Source organism: Micrococcus sp. GPGPB33, assembly GCF_037853785.1.
Classification (GTDB): Bacteria; Actinomycetota; Actinomycetes; order Actinomycetales; family Micrococcaceae; genus Micrococcus; species Micrococcus luteus.
Window position 1 is genome coordinate 2,415,082 of the sequence record NZ_JAQMWO010000002.1, and the last position, 14,642, is coordinate 2,429,723.

The window sequence follows — 14,642 nt, forward strand, 5'->3', positions numbered from 1 at the left end:
GCTCAGCTCAGGCCGAGGGCCTGGGCGACGGTGACCACGTCGAACGGCACCGAGCGCGGGGTCACGTCGGCGCCGTCGGCGCCGCGCAGGGCCCACTGCGGATCCTTGAGGCCGTGGCCGGTGACGGTGATGACCCAGCTCTTGCCGGCCGGCACGTTCCCGGCGGCGTGGTGCTTGAGCAGCCCGGCGACGCCGGCGGCGGAGGCGGGCTCGACGAACACGCCCTCCTTCGCGGAGAGCCAGCGATGGGCCTCGAGGATCTCCTCGTCCGTGACGGAGTCGATCATCCCGCCGGACTCGTCGCGGGCGGCCTCGGCCTGCTCCCACGAGGCCGGGTTGCCGATCCGGATGGCGGTGGCGATCGTGTCCGGGTCCGTCACGGGGTGGCCCTGGACGATCGGGGCGGCGCCCGCGGCCTGGAAGCCCCACATCACGGGGGTCTTCGTGGCCACCGCGGGCAGCTCGGCGTCCGAGGCGCCCTCGTGCGGGTTCACGTAGGGGGCGGCGTACTCGCGGTAGCCCTTCCAGTACGCGGTGATGTTGCCGGCGTTGCCCACGGGCAGCAGGTGGTAGTCCGGGGCGTCGCCGAGGGTGTCCACGACCTCGAATGCGCCGGTCTTCTGCCCCTCGATGCGGGCCGGGTTGACGGAGTTCACGAGGAACACGGGGTAGTTCTCGGCGAGCTTGCGGGCCACCTCGAGGCAGTCGTCGAAGTTGCCCTGCACCTGGAGGATCTCCGCGCCGTGGGCCACGGCCTGGGACATCTTGCCCATCGAGATCTTCCCCTCGGGCACGAGCACGGCGCACGTGATCCCGGCCTGCGCGGCGTAGGCCGCCGCCGAGGCGGACGTATTGCCGGTGGATGCGCAGACGACGGCCTTCGCGCCGTCCGCGACGGCGGCGGTGATCGCCATGGTCATGCCGCGGTCCTTGAAGGAGCCGGTCGGGTTCATGCCCTCGAACTTCACGTGCACGGTGCCCTGCACCAGCTCGGAGAGGTGGGGGGCGTGGATGAGCGGGGTGCCGCCCTCGCCGAGGGTGATCACGCGCGTGTCCTCGGTGACGGGCAGGCGGTCGGCGTACTCGCGGACGACGCCGCGCCACTGGTGGGCCATGGGTCAGTTCCCTTCGACTCGGAGGACGGACGCGACCTCGTGGACGACGTCCAGGGCGGCGAGCGCCTCGACGGTGGCGTCGAGGTCGCGCTGCCGCGCACGGTGGGTGATCAGCCGCAGGGACGCGCCGGGGGCGTCCTCGCGCTCGGACGGGACCTGGCGCAGCGTCTCGATGGAGACGCCGTGCTCCTCGAACACCCCGGCGACGCGGCGCAGCACGCCGGGCTGGTCGGCCGCGCGCAGCACGACCATGAAGGAGGTGTGGGCCTCGGCCGGGTCCAGGGCGGGCAGGGCGGTGACGGGGGTGCGCAGGCGCGCCGGGCCGCCGCGCACGATGCGCTGGGCGATCGAGACGACGTCGCCCATCACCGCGGAGGCGGTGGGGGCGCCGCCGGCGCCGGGACCGTAGAACATGAGCTCGCCGGCGTTCTCGGCCTCCACGAAGACGGCATTGAACGCCCCGCGCACGGAGGCCAGCGGGTGCTCCCGCGGCAGCAGGGTGGGGTGCACGCGCAGGACCGCGCCCTGGGCGCCGTCGGCGGCGCGGCCGCGCTCGGCGATCGCCAGCAGCTTGATGACGTAGCCCGCCTCCGCGGCGGCAGCGTTGTCCTCGGCCGTGATCGCGGTGATGCCCGCGACGGCCACCTGGTCCAGGGTGTACGGCGCGCCGAACGCGATGGTCGCCAGGATCGCGGCCTTCGCGGCGGCGTCGTGGCCCTCGACGTCGGCGGTCGGGTCGGCCTCGGCGTAGCCGAGCCGCTGGGCCTCGGCGAGGGCGTCGTCGAAGTCCGCCCCTTCGGAGTCCATCCGGTCAAGGATGAAGTTGGTGGTGCCGTTGGCGATGCCCATCACGCGGGTGACGCGGTCGCCGCCCAGGGAGTCGCGCAGCGGGCGCAGGATCGGGATGGCGCCGGCGACGGCGGCCTCGAAGCTGAGCTGCGCGCCGGTGGCGGCGGCCGCGGCGTACAGCTCCTCGCCGTGCTGGGCCAGCAGCGCCTTGTTGCCGGTCACCACGGACGTGCCGGCGGCCAGGGCGCGCAGGATCAGGGTGCGGGCCGGCTCGATGCCGCCCATCAGCTCGATGACGACGTCGGCGCCGTCCACGAGCGCCTCGGCGTCGGTGGTGTAGAGCGCCGGGTCCGCCTGCCAGTCGCGCGTCGCGCCCGTGTCCCGCACCGCGATGCCCGTGAGCTCGAGGTCGGCGCCCACGCGGTCCCGCAGGATGTCGGCGTCCTCGGTGAGGATCCGGGCGGTCTGGGACCCCACGGTCCCGCCGCCCAGCAGGGCGACCTTGAGTGCGGTGGGGGCATCGGTGTGCTGGGGCATGGTCCTCCGTGATCCAGGGTGGGGTCGGGCCCGCGCGACCGCGCGGCCCGGCTGGCCTCGAATCTAGCGTGGCGCCCCGGCCCGTCCCGCCGCGCGACACTCGGTGTCCGCAGAGCGGGACGGACCCACCCGGGCCCGAGGCCGGCGGCCGGGTGCGCCGTGCCCGCGTCCTCAGCGGGCGAGGCGCGGATCGGTCTCGCGGGCGAACAGGTCCTCCTGCGTCTCGCGGCGGATGATCACCCGCGCCTGCCCGCCGGAGACCGCGACGACGGCCGGGCGGGCCAGCGCGTTGTAGTTCGAGGACATCACGTGCGTGTACGCGCCCGTGGCCGGCACGGCCAGCAGGTCGCCGCGGCCCAGGTCGGCCGGCAGGTACACGTCGCGGACGAGGATGTCGCCGGACTCGCAGTGCTTGCCCACCACACGGGAGAGCACCGGCTCGGCCTCCGAGGTGCGGCGCGCGGAGACGGCGGTGTAGTCGGCGTCGTAGAGGACGGGACGCGGGTTGTCGGACATGCCGCCGTCCACGGCGACGTAGCGGCGGGCCGCGGTGCCGCCGTCGGGGGCGTCCACGTCCACGGTCTTGGTCACCCCGACCGTGTAGAGGGTCAGCCCCGCGGGGCCCGAGATGGCCCGCCCCGGCTCGAGCGAGATGCGCGGGCACGCCAGGCCGAGGCGCTCGACGGTCTTCTGGACGTCGTCGGCGAGGGCGTCGGCGATCTCCGCGGCCGGACGGGGCTCGTCCACGGCCGTGTAGGCGATGCCGTGGCCGCCCCCGAGGTCGAGCTCGGCCAGCTCCACCCCGTGCTCGGCCTTGACCTCGGCGAGGAACTCGAGCACGCGTCCGGCCGCCAGCCCGAAGCCCTCGGCCTCGAAGATCTGGGACCCGATGTGGCAGTGCACGCCCAGCAGCTCGATCGACTCGGCGGCCAGGGCCGCGGCCACGGCGACGGCGGCCGGCGAGCGGCCGGCCACATTGCCGTCCCGGTCGGTGGAGGCCGGGGCCAGGGAGAGCCCGAACTTCTGGTCCTCGTGCGCGGTGGCGATGAAGTCGTGGGTGTGCGCGTGCACGCCCGGGGTCAGCCGGAGCATCACGGGGGCGCGGCGGCCGGCCTCGGCCGCGAGCGCGGCCAGGTGGGTGAGCTCGTCGAGCGAGTCCACGATGATCCGACCCACGCCCGCCTCCAGGGCCGTGCGCAGCTCGGCGTCCGACTTGTTGTTGCCGTGCAGGCCGATGTGGGCCGGGTCGATGCCGGCGGCCAGCGCGATCGCCAGCTCGCCGCCCGAGGCGGTGTCCACGCGCAGGCCCTCCTCGGCGGCCCAGCGGGCGGTGGAGAGGGTGAGCATGGACTTGCCGGCGTAGTAGACGTCCGCTCCCCCGCACAGGTCGGCGAAGGCGGCGTCGAAGCCCTTGCGGAACGCGCGGGCGCGGGCGCGGAAGTCGTCCTCGTCCACCACGAGCAGCGGCGTGCCGAACTCCGCGGCGAGCGCGCTCGCGCGCAGGCCCTGGACGGTGAGCTCGCCGTCGGCGGCGCGGTCCACGCCGGCGGCCCACAGGCCGGGCACGAGCGCGTCCGGGTCCCCCGGTGCGGGGAGCCAGGCGGGGGCGAGCGGGGAGGCGGGGGCGGGCTGCGGCGTCCTCATCCGGGCGCTCACATCTTCTCCGGGGCGGTCACGCCGAGCAGGCCGAGGCCGTTGGCCAGCACCTGGGCGGTGGCGTCGTTGAGCCACAGGCGGGTGCGGTTGAGGGTCTCGACGGGACGCGGCGTCCCGTCGTCGGTGGGCATGGGCACGATGCGGCAGGCGGCGTACCACGAGTGGTAGGCCCCGGCGATCACCTCGAGGTGTCGGGCCACGCGGTGGGGCTCGCGCAGGCGCGCCGCCGCGCCGACGACGGCCGGGAACTCCGCCAGCTGGGCCAGCAGCTCCGACTCGGTGGCGTGGGTGAGCAGGGCGGCGTCGAACTCGGAGCGGTCCACGCCGTGGGCCTGCGCGGTGCGCGCCGCGCCGGAGGCGCGGGCGTGGGCGTACTGCACGTAGTAGACGGGGTTGTCGTTCGTGGTGGAGCGCAGCAGCTCGGGGTCGATCGTCAGGGGCGAGTCCGCGGGGTAGCGGGCCAGGTCGTAGCGCAGGGCGTCGCGGCCGAGCCACTCCACGAGGTCCTTGAGCTCGATGATGTTGCCGGCGCGCTTGGAGAGCTTCGCGCCGTTGACCGAGATGAGCTGGCCGATGAGGATCTCGATGTTCGTCGCCGGGTCGTCGCCGGCGGCGGCGGCGATCGCCTTGAGGCGGTTCACGTAGCCGTGGTGGTCGGCGCCGAGCAGGTACACCTTCTCCTCGAAGCCGCGGTCGCGCTTGTGGAGGTAGTACGCGGCGTCGGCGGCGAAGTAGGTGGGCTCGCCGTTGGCGCGGATGAGCACGCGGTCCTTGTCGTCGCCGAAGTCCGTGGTCTTGAGCCACACCGCGCCCTCGCGGTCCTCGACGTGGCCCTGCGCGCGCAGCCGCTGCACGGCCTGCTCGATCGCGCCGGAGTCGTGGAGCGTCTGCTCCGAGGTGAACACGTCGAAGTGCACGTCGAAGGCGGCGAGCGTGTTTTTAATGTCCTGCATCTGGAGCCGGTACGCGGCCTCGCGGACCACCGGGCGGGCGGCCTCGTCCGTCAGCTCGCGCACGTCCGGGTGCTCGAGGGCGACGGCGTCGGCCAGCTCCTGCACGTACGCGCCCGGGTAGCCGCCCGCGGGGACGTCGCGGCCGTGCAGGCGGGCGAGGACCGAGTCGGCGAACACGTTCATCTGGTTGCCGGCGTCGTTGACGTAGTACTCGGCGGTGACGTCCGCGCCGGAGGCGCGCAGGAGGCGGGCGATCGCGTCGCCCAGCGCGGCCCAGCGGGTGTGTCCGATGTGCAGCGGGCCGGTGGGGTTGGCGGAGACGAACTCCATGTTCACGGTGTGCCCGGCCAGGGCGTCGTTGCGGCCGTACTCCGGGCCGGCCTCGACGATCTCGCGGGCCAGGGCGCCGGCCGAGGCCGCGTCCAGGGTGACGTTGAGAAAGCCGGGGCCGGCGACGTCGACGGCGGCGATGCCCGGCTTGTCGGTCAGGCGCTCGGCTACGAGCCCGGCGAGGTCGCGCGGGGCCATCCCGGCCTTCTTGCCCAGCTGGAGGGCGACGTTGGTGGCCCAGTCGCCGTGCTCGCGGCTGCGGGGTCGCTCCACCTTCACGCGCGCGGGGGTGATCTCCTCCCGCAGCGCGGCGGGGAGGTCACCGGCATCGACGGCGTCGGTGAGGACAGCGGACAGCAGGGCGGAGAGGTCTTCGGGCTTCACCCGCGCAAGTCTACGGAAGGGCCGCCGCGCCCGTGCGCGTGCGAACGAACCCTGCGAGATGGCCCCTCCGGCCCGCGGTGGGGGCCATCTCGCAGGGTTCGTCGGGGTGGGGGTCAGGCGGGCCAGGCGGCGAGGCCGCCGGCGAGGGACAGGACGCGCCCGCCGGCGCTCGGGTCGGCCCCGACGACGGCGTCCCGCGCCCGGGCCGAGCGGGCTCCGGCGGCGCAGTAGACCACCAGGACGCGGTCCTGCCCGGGCGCGAGGGCCGCCGGCTCCGCGAGGACGGCCTCGAGCGGGACGTGCCGATCGGCCACCGTCGCGGGGGCCTCGACCCGGCGCAGGCGGCGCTCCCAGTCCTCGCGGACGTCGAGCAGGGTGAGGGACGCGGCCCGGGCGGGGTCGGCGAGCAGGGCGGCCAGCGCGGCGGGGGCGATCTCCCCGCCCGCGGCGCCGCACGCCTCCGCCGAGCCGGGGGCGCCGGCGTCGTCCGGGCGGGGGGCCTGGTCCGCGTGGGCGGACAGGTCCGTCACGGGGGTCCGCTCGGGGTCGGGCACGAGCCGCAGCTCACGGAAGCGCATCGTCAGGGCGTCCACGGAGAGCAGCCGCCCGACCAGGGGCTCACCCACCCCGGAGAGCAGCTTGATCGCCTCGGCCGCCATGAGGGAGCCGATGATCCCGGGCAGCACCCCGAGCACCCCGGCCTGCGCGCACGAGGGCACCTCGCCGGGTTCGGGCCGCTCCGGGAACACGTCCCGGTACAGCGGCCCGCCCGGGGCGAACACGCTCACCTGCCCCGCGAACCGCAGGATCGCGCCCCACACCACGGGCACGCCCGCGATCTCGCACGCGTCGGCCACGAGGTAGCGGGTCGCGTAGTTGTCCGTGCCGTCGAGCACGAGGTCCACGGCGCCGACCCGTTCGAGCGCGTTGGCCGCGGTCAGGCGTTCGCGGTGCTCGACCACGCGCACCTCGGGGTGCAGGCCGCGCATCGTCGCGGCGGCGGAGGCGGTCTTGGGGCGGCCGAGGTCCGCCTCGGCGTGGATCACCTGGCGGTGCAGGTTGGAGCGGTCCACCATGTCGTCGTCGATCACGTGGACCTCCCCCACGCCCGCGGCGGCGAGGTAGGTCAGCACGGGCGCCCCGAGGCCGCCGGCGCCGACCACGAGGACGCGGGAGCGCAGCAGCGCCAGCTGGGCCTCGGGGCCGAAGCCGTCCAGGCTCAGGTGGCGGGCGAAGCGCTCCAGCTGGGTGTCGGACAGCGCGGTGAGGTCGCGGGGCTCGCGGGCGGCGGGGTCCAGGGCGGCGGTCACCGCTCGTCCTCCTCGGCCGTGACCCGCCCGGCCATCGGCGAGGAGGCCAGGGCGTGCTCGCGGCGCGGGATGCGCCCGGCACGGCGGGCGTGGAAGCCCGCCTCGAGCGCGAGCCGGCACGCGTGGGCCATGCGGGCGGGCTCGGCGGCGCGCGTGATCGCCGAGGCGGCGAGCACGGCGTCGCAGCCGGCCTCCATCGCCAGGGCGACGTCCGAGGCGGTGCCCACGCCGGCGTCGAGCACGATCGGCACGGAGGCGCGGGAGACGATCAGCTCCAGGTGTGCGCGGTTGAGGATGCCCAGCCCCGAGCCGATCGGCGAGCCCAGCGGCATGACGGCGGCGGCGCCGGCCTGCTCGAGGCGCAGCGCCATGGCGGGGTCGTCCGAGGTGTAGGCCAGGACGGTGAAGCCGTCGGCGGCGAGCCGCTCGGTGGCCTCGAGGGTCTCGACGACGTCGGGCAGCAGGGTGCGCTCATCGGCGATGACCTCGACCTTCACGAGGTCGGTCTCGAGCGCCTCCCGGCCGAGCCGGGCGGTGAGCACGGCGTCCCGGGCGGTGTAGCAGCCGGCGGTGTTGGGCAGCACGTCGATGCCGAGGCGGTCCAGCAGCGCGACCAGGCCGTCACGGGTGTCCGCGGACCAGCGGCGCAGCGCCACGGTGGTGAGCGTGGTGCCGGAGGCGACGAGGGCGCCCTCGAGGGCGGTCAGGTCGGTGATGCCGCCCGTGCCCATGATGAGCCGGGAGGCCAGGTCGTAGCCGCCGATCCGCAGCGGCGGGATCGCGGGGGCGGCGGGCGGGGTGCGGTGCTCGGCCATCGCTCAGCCCCCCTGCACCGCGGTGACGACGTCGACCTCGTCCCCGGCGGCCAGCTCCCGGGTGGCCCAGGCCGACCGGGGCACGACCTCGCCGCCGACCGCCACGGCCACGCCGAGCCGCCGCCCATCCGCGGCGGCGCCGTCCTCGCCGATCGCGCGCCCGGTGACGTGCGCGACGACGTCGCGGACGGTGGCCACGGCCAGCTCGGCGGGCTCTCCGTTGAGGGTCAGGGTGAGGGTGCTCATGCGATCTCCTTCAGGCGGGCGTGCAGCAGCTCGAGGATCCGCCCGGCCGCCCAGGGGGCGAGCAGGATCCCGTGACGGTGGAAGCCGGTGGCGACGACGGCGCCCGGGGCCTCGGGCACGGTAAGCACGCGCGGGGCGTCGTCGGGGGTGCCGGGGCGGGCGGCGGTGGTGATCTCGACCAGCTCGCACTCGCGGACGGCGGGCAGGATCGCGGCGGCGTCGGCGAGCAGGTCCAGCACGGCCCCGGCGGAGGTGCCGGCCAGGCCGTCCTCGCGGGCCGAGGCGCCGACCACGAGGGTGCCGTCCGCGCGGGGCACGAGGTAGACCTGGCGCCCGTGGACGAGGCCGCGGACGGTGCGGGTGATCAGGTGCGACTCCCCCGGCAGCAGCTGCTCGGGGCGCACCCGCAGACGCAGCACGTCGCCGTGGACGGGGCGCAGCGGGACCTCGACGGCGGTGGCCGCGCCGCCGATCCCGCGGTGGCCCAGGCCCGCGGCGAGGACCGCGCCGTCGGCGGTGAGGACGCCCCCGTCGGCCAGCGTGAGGCGCACCCCCTCGCCCTCCGGGCCGGCGGCGGTGACGCGTCCGGCCACGAACCGGGCGGCGGGTCCGGCGCCGACCGGGAGCGGGCCGCCGTCGGGTCCGGTCTCGGCGCGCAGGGCGGCGACGCAGGCGGCGGCGAGCCGTCGCGGGTCCACCTGATGGTCGTCCGGGGCGTCGAAGCCGGCGGCCAGGCCCGGGGCCAGGGCGGGCTCGGCGCGGCGCAGCGCGCGGACGGAGACGGGCTCGACCCGGCGACCGAGGATCGAGGCGTGCTCGAGCACGTGGTCCCAGGCGCGGGCGTCCGAGGGGTCCGCGGCCACGATCCAGGCGCCCTGTGCGAGGAAGCCCGTCTCCACATCGGTGAAGGCGGCGAGCAGGTCCACGAGGGCCGGGTAGGCCTCCCAGCCGGCCTGCAGCAGCGGGGCGAGGTCGTCCTGGCTGAACTGGGTCTCGGCGAGCGGCGCGAGCATCCCCGCCGCGGCGTGGGTGGCCCCGGCCACGGCGTGCGGGCGCCCGGCGGCGTCCAGCTCGGGGGCGATCAGGGTGACGGCGTGGCCTGCGGCACGCAGACGCACGGCGGCGGTGAGGCCGATGATCCCGGCCCCGACGACGGCCACGTGCACGGACCGGTCCTCCTCACGGCGGCATGACCCGCATCGAGTGGTGATGGTCGGCCGCGCCGGCGCGGTGCGCCCCTGCGGCCCTCTCAGCCCGGCGTGTGCGGCCCGGGCTCCCATGGAACAGCGGCCAGTCTGCCACAGTGGGCGCATGCACTCCCCCGATCCGCTCCTGATGACCGCGGCCGGCCGCGACGACGGCGGCACCGGCCCCGGCGCGCGCCGCCGCGCCCGCCTCGCCGCCTCCCGGCTGTACGTCTGCACCGACCTGCAGCGGTTCCTGCGCCCGGACGGCACGCTCGACACGGCCGCGTTCGCCGACTTCTGCGCGGCGGCGTTCCGCGGCGGAGTAGACGTGATCCAGGTGCGGGACAAGGCCGTGGACGTGGCGGTCGAGCTGGCCGCGTTCGCCACGCTCGTCCCGCTGGCCCGGGAGCACGGGGCGCTCTCGGCCGCCAACGACCGCGCCGACGTCGCCGCCCTGGCCGGGGTGGACGTGTTCCACACGGGCCAGACCGACCTGACCACCGCGCAGTGCCGCGCCCTGCTGGGCCCGGACGTGGTGCTCGGCCGCTCGTGCCACACCGAGGCGCAGGTGCGCGGCGCCCGCGCGGAGGACGGCCTGGACTACTTCTGCACGGGGCCGGTGTGGGCGACGCCCACGAAGCCGGGCCGGGCCGCCGTCGGACTGGAACTGCCGACCCTCGCCGCACGCCTGGACGCGGAGGACCCGGCGGGGGCGCGGCCGTGGTTCGCCATCGGCGGCGTCGACGCGGACCGGCTGCCCGAGGTCCGCGCGGCCGGGGCGGAACGGATCGTGGTGGTCCGCGCCGTGACGCAGGCCGAGGACCCCGAGGCCGCGGCCCGGACCCTGCGCGCGGGCCTGCCCGGCTGACGCGCCCCGCGGGGAGGTCACGGACGGGCCGTCCTGATGGTGTAGAGTCGACGAGTCCGCAACGCGCTCGACGCGTCGCGACCCCCGCCTCCGTAGCTCAGGGGATAGAGCGTCTGCCTCCGGAGCAGAAGGCCGCAGGTTCGAATCCTGCCGGGGGCACGAGCGAACAGAGCCGGACCCCCGTGGCGACACGGTGGTCCGGCTCTTCTGCGTTCTGCGGACCCGGACGCTCGAGCGGAGCGGGAGGTCCGGGTCACCGGCATTCGAGGCGGGAAATCGACCTCATAGGACGTCCCGAGGTGCGTATTCGCCGGATTTCCCGCCTCGAACGTGTCGAAGCCCGGAGGTCCCGCCCTCAGCCCCGCTGCGCATGACCGTGGTCGACGGGCCCGTGCCACGTCGGCCGCGAGGCGTCCCCGACCGCGAGCGCCTCCCCCGCCCGCATCGCGTCGGCCAGCCACGGCTTGGCCCGCTCGAGTGCGTCGTCCCAGCTCAGGCCCGCCCCGGCCAGCGTGGCCAGGGCCGAGGAGAGGGTGCAGCCGGTGCCGTGCGAGGCGCGGGTCGTCACGCGCGGGCCGCGCACCTCGTGCACGGCCCCGCCCACGCGCACGACGGCGTCCGGCACCTCCGCCGCTGCGGCCTCGGGCGCCTCGGTCTCGTCCAGGTGCCCGCCCTTGAGCAGCACCGTCACCCCGTGCTCGGCGGCCAGGCCCCGCGCCGCGTCGAGGGCGGCGTCCCAGTCCGTCGCGTCCCGCCCGGTCAGCCGGGCCAGCTCGGGCAGGTTGGGTGTCACCAGGTGCGCCACCCGCAGCAGCCGGGCCCACGCGGCGCGCCCGTCGTCGTCGCCGACCGCGGTGAGGGCGTCCCCGCTCGAGGCCACCATGACCGGGTCCAGCACGACGACGGCGGGCCGGGTCTCCTCGAGCCAGCCGGCGACGGCCCGCATGAGCTCCACCGTGCCGAGCATGCCGATCTTCACGGCGTCCACGGCGATGTCGGCGGCGACCGAGTCGAGCTGGGCGCGCACCACGTCCACCGGCAGCGGGTGGACGGCCTGCACGCCCTGCGTGTTCTGGGCGGTGATCGCGGTGATCGCGGTCATCCCGTAGCCGCCCCACGCGGCGATGGTCTTCAGGTCGGCCTGGACACCGGCGCCGCCGCCGGAGTCGGAGCCGGCGATGCTGAGCACACGGGGGACGGCGGAGGTCATGCGGGGGCTCCTTCGGGTCGGGGCGGATCGGCCGCCCGGGCCGGGCCGATCCCGCCCATGAGAATGTAGTCGCATGTCCCACGTCACAGAGAGCTCTCCCGCGCACCCCGGCCGAGCCGAGGAGTCGGCGCCGCTGCGGCCGACCTCCCCGCTCGGGATCGCCGCCACGTTCATCGGCACCACCATCGGCGCCGGGTACGCCTCGGGCAACGAGATCCTGCAGTACTTCGTGAGCTTCGGCCTCTGGGGCGGCACGGGGGCGCTCGTGATCGCCGGCGCGCTGTTCTTCCTGCTCGCGGTGATCGTGCTGCGGCTGGCGCAGAAGCTGCGGACCACGGACATCCACCGGATCGTGAACCCCACGACGTCGCGCGTGCCCACCTGGTTCGCGGACCTGTCCATCACCACGTCCCTGCTGGGGACGCTGGTGATCATGCTGGCCGGGGCCGGGGCGGCGGTGCACACCGCGTTCGGGCTGCCCTCGCTCGTGGGCTCGCTGGTGATGGCCACCGTCTGCGTGGTCTCGGTGCTGGCCGGCATCACGGGCCTCGTGCGCGTCCAGGCCGTGGTGGTCCCCCTGATCATCGTGGTCGCCGTCGGCGTCGCGGTGTGGGGGTTGGCGAACCCGGGGGCCGCGGTGGACGACGTCGCCGCGCTCGTGACCTCGTCCCCGCTGATCAACCAGTGGTGGCTCTCGGGCGTGCTGTACGTGGCCTTCAACATCCAGCTGGCCTACGCGGTGCTCGCCCCGATCGGCGAGGAGAGCTCCTCGTCGGGCCGCTCCCTCGTCGCCGGGGCCGGGCTCGGGGCCCTGGGCCTCGTGGTGATGGCCGGCGCGGTGATGGCCGCGATGACCGCCCACGCCCAGCTGATCGGCCGCGCCGAGCTGCCCATGGTCGAGCTGGCCGCGATGATCGGCGGCTGGGCCGCCCTGCTGTACACGGTCGTCCTGCTGCTGGCGCAGTTCACGACGGCGGTCTCGTGCCTGTACGGCGGGGTGGAGCGCATCGCCCTGCTGTCCTCGATGCGCCGCGTGCCGGGCTGGGTCATCGCCGTCGTCACGGCCCTGGCCGCCACCCTGCTCTCGAGCGTCGGCTTCTCCGACCTCGTGGGCACCGTCTACCCCGTCCTCGGCTACGCCGGCCTCGTCATCATCGTGATGCTGGTCGTGACGTGGATCGTCGAGCGCTCCACGGTACGCCGCCGGGCGGCCCGCGCGGCGCGCGCCTGAGCGCCCGGCCGCATGGCCGGACGGCGGACGGTGAGGCGCCGCGGGGGACGTGCTAGGGTCGCTCGCATCCCACGGGAGCCCCACGGCACGGGGCTGAGACCGGGCTGACGCCGCCCGGAGACCGTCTGAACCTGTCCGGGTCATTCCGGCGAAGGAAGAAGGAGCAGCGGCCATGTCCGTTTCCGAGCGCACCCCCTGCCCGCAGCCGAGTCGACGGCCGAGGTCGTCGCCGAGGAGAACTACCCCACGCACCGTCTGGGATGGCTCGAGGACGCCGAGCACGGCATCCGCGTGCCCGTCACCGAGGTCCACCAGGACGACTCCCCCGACGGCACGCCCAACGCGCCCCTGACCGTCTACCGCACCATGGGCCCGGGCTCCGTGCCCGAGCGCGGCCTGCCGGCCCAGCGCGCCGAGTGGATCCGCGCCCGCGGCGACGTCGAGGAGTACGAGGGCCGCGAGCGCGACCTGCTCGACGACGGCCGCTCGGCCGTGCGCCGCGGCGCCGCCTCACAGGAGTGGGCCGGCGAGCGCCGCCCCCGCTGCGCGCCAAGGAGGGCGCGCGCGTCACCCAGATGCACTACGCCCGGCGCGGCGAGATCACCCCGGAGATGCGCTACGTCGCCCTGCGCGAGGGCGTGGACGTGGAGCTGGTGCGCTCCGAGGTCGCGGCCGGCCGCGCCATCATCCCGGCGAACGTGAACCACCCCGAGTCGGAGCCGATGATCATCGGCAAGGCGTTCGCCGTGAAGGTCAACGCGAACATCGGCAACTCGGCGGTGACGTCGTCGATCGCCGAGGAGGTCTCGAAGCTGCAGTGGGCCACCCGCTGGGGCGCGGACACCGTGATGGACCTGTCCACGGGCGACGACATCCACACCACCCGCGAGTGGATCCTGCGCAACTCCCCCGTGCCGATCGGCACCGTGCCGATCTACCAGGCCCTCGAGAAGGTCGGCGGCGACCACCAGGCCCTGACCTGGGAGATCTTCCGCGACACCGTGATCGAGCAGTGCGAGCAGGGCGTGGACTACATGACCGTGCACGCCGGCGTGCTGCTGCGCCACGTGCCGCTGTCCGCGGACCGCGTGACCGGCATCGTCTCCCGCGGCGGCTCGATCATGGCCGGCTGGTGCCTGGGCCACCACAAGGAGAACTTCCTCTACGAGAACTACGACGAGCTCTGCGAGATCTTCGCGCGCTACGACGTCGCGTTCTCCCTGGGCGACGGCCTGCGGCCGGGCTCCGTGGCCGACGCCAACGACGCCGCCCAGTTCGCCGAGCTCGACACGCTGGCCGAGCTGACGGAGCGGGCGTGGGCGTACGACGTCCAGGTCATGGTGGAGGGCCCCGGCCATATCCCGCTGCACCTGGTGCGGGAGAACGTGGAGCGCCAGCAGGAGCTGTGCAAGGGCGCCCCGTTCTACACGCTCGGCCCCCTCGTCACGGACATCGCCCCGGCGTACGACCACATCACCTCGGCCATCGGCGCCACCGAGATCGCCCGCTACGGCACCGCGATGCTCTGCTACGTCACGCCCAAGGAGCACCTGGGCCTGCCGAACCGGGACGACGTGAAGACGGGTGTGATCACCTACAAGATCGCCGCGCACGCCGCCGACGTCGCCAAGGGCCACCCCGGCGCCCGCGACCGCGACGACGCCCTGTCCAAGGCGCGCTTCGAGTTCCGCTGGCGCGACCAGTTCGGCCTCGGCCTGGACCCGCAGCTCGCCGAGGAGTACCACGACGAGACGCTGCCGGCCGAGCCCGCCAAGACCGCCCACTTCTGCTCGATGTGCGGGCCGAAGTTCTGCTCCATGCGCATCAGCCAGGACATCCGCAGCGAATTCGGCGGCGCGTCCGAGCAGGCGCGGATCGCCGAGGCCGGCATGGCCGCCAAGTCCGCGGAGTTCCGGGCCGCCGGCGGGTCCGTGTACCTGCCCGAGCCGAGTCTGCGCCGGCCCGAGGGGGACGCGGTGCTCGCGAGGGACTGAGCGGCCCGTGCCGCGGC

At 75.2% G+C, this 14,642-nt stretch carries 11 protein-coding genes, 1 tRNA gene and 1 pseudogene; 4 read left to right on the forward strand and 9 right to left on the reverse strand.

What is annotated here, in order from left to right:
• Positions 1–2 precede the first annotated feature (2 nt).
• The 8 genes from thrC to POD19_RS11485 form a co-directional block, all read right to left on the reverse strand.
• Positions 3–1,115, reverse strand: coding sequence for a threonine synthase (gene thrC, locus POD19_RS11450; RefSeq protein ID WP_036313078.1), 1,113 nt, complete (start codon positions 1,113–1,115; stop codon positions 3–5).
• A gap of 3 nt (positions 1,116–1,118) precedes the next feature.
• Positions 1,119–2,441: a homoserine dehydrogenase gene (locus POD19_RS11455; RefSeq protein ID WP_036313081.1), complete on the reverse strand. Its 1,323-nt coding sequence runs from the start codon at positions 2,439–2,441 to the stop codon at positions 1,119–1,121.
• 171 nt (positions 2,442–2,612) lie between these two features.
• A complete protein-coding gene (gene lysA / locus POD19_RS11460) occupies positions 2,613–4,085 on the reverse strand; it encodes a diaminopimelate decarboxylase (protein ID WP_078026021.1) in 1,473 nt (490 codons plus the stop codon).
• Positions 4,086–4,093: 8 nt separating this feature from the next.
• Positions 4,094–5,764 (reverse strand): arginine--tRNA ligase, encoded by a 1,671-nt coding sequence (gene argS, locus POD19_RS11465; protein ID WP_069942038.1) that lies wholly within the window; start codon positions 5,762–5,764, stop codon positions 4,094–4,096.
• 113 nt (positions 5,765–5,877) lie between these two features.
• A complete protein-coding gene (gene moeB, locus POD19_RS11470) occupies positions 5,878–7,074 on the reverse strand; it encodes a molybdopterin-synthase adenylyltransferase MoeB (RefSeq protein ID WP_041105268.1) in 1,197 nt (398 codons plus the stop codon).
• Positions 7,071–7,889, reverse strand: coding sequence for a thiazole synthase (locus tag POD19_RS11475; RefSeq protein WP_036316581.1), 819 nt, complete (start codon positions 7,887–7,889; stop codon positions 7,071–7,073). The genes moeB and POD19_RS11475 overlap by 4 nt, the downstream gene beginning before the upstream one ends.
• Positions 7,890–7,892: 3 nt before the next feature.
• Entirely contained in the window at positions 7,893–8,135 is a 243-nt protein-coding gene (thiS, locus tag POD19_RS11480) for a sulfur carrier protein ThiS (protein ID WP_078026018.1), read from the reverse strand.
• Positions 8,132–9,301, reverse strand: coding sequence for an FAD-dependent oxidoreductase (locus tag POD19_RS11485; RefSeq protein ID WP_073115808.1), 1,170 nt, complete (start codon positions 9,299–9,301; stop codon positions 8,132–8,134). Before POD19_RS11485 ends, thiS begins: the two co-directional genes overlap by 4 nt.
• Positions 9,302–9,446: 145 nt before the next feature.
• On the opposite strand from POD19_RS11485, the gene thiE reads away from it, so the two are divergent.
• Positions 9,447–10,190, forward strand: coding sequence for a thiamine phosphate synthase (thiE, locus tag POD19_RS11490; RefSeq protein ID WP_036316591.1), 744 nt, complete (start codon positions 9,447–9,449; stop codon positions 10,188–10,190).
• 86 nt (positions 10,191–10,276) lie between these two features.
• A tRNA-Arg gene (locus POD19_RS11495) sits at positions 10,277–10,349 on the forward strand.
• Positions 10,350–10,545: 196 nt separating this feature from the next.
• On the opposite strand, the gene thiD is transcribed toward POD19_RS11495, so the two are convergent.
• Positions 10,546–11,400 carry a bifunctional hydroxymethylpyrimidine kinase/phosphomethylpyrimidine kinase gene (gene thiD, locus POD19_RS11500; RefSeq protein WP_044659216.1) on the reverse strand — a complete coding sequence of 285 codons (855 nt, stop codon included), beginning with the start codon at positions 11,398–11,400 and terminating at the stop codon, positions 10,546–10,548.
• 73 nt (positions 11,401–11,473) lie between these two features.
• On the opposite strand from thiD, the gene POD19_RS11505 reads away from it, so the two are divergent.
• Both POD19_RS11505 and thiC read left to right on the forward strand, forming a co-directional pair.
• Entirely contained in the window at positions 11,474–12,631 is a 1,158-nt protein-coding gene (locus tag POD19_RS11505) for a YkvI family membrane protein (protein ID WP_044659217.1), read from the forward strand.
• Between the two features lie 172 nt (positions 12,632–12,803).
• Positions 12,804–14,625: pseudogene (gene thiC / locus POD19_RS11510) on the forward strand (phosphomethylpyrimidine synthase ThiC).
• Positions 14,626–14,642 lie beyond the last annotated feature (17 nt).